Annotated in this window: 1 pseudogene; it reads right to left on the reverse strand. The window is 69.8% G+C overall.

Annotated elements, in window-relative coordinates:
* A pseudogene (locus HA630_RS00725) lies at window positions 1-212 on the reverse strand (class 1 fructose-bisphosphatase); the annotation flags it as partial.

Here is a 212-nt window from a genome sequence, read left to right on the forward strand (position 1 = left end):
AGGTGGCCCCCCCATTCGTTGGCGCGCAGGAACATCTCGTTGCTGATCACGTCGAGCTTCTGCTGGGTTTCGCCCTGGACGTTGACGCTGTCGCCGGCGCCGTGGCGGCCCAGCACGTCGCCCAGGGCGCCGAAAGCGACCGAGCGGGCGATGGCCTTGCAGGCCAGGGCCACGTCCAGCAAGAGGGCGTTGAAGTCGCCGCTGGCGTCGGG

This window comes from Aquabacterium sp. A08 (assembly GCF_011742065.1).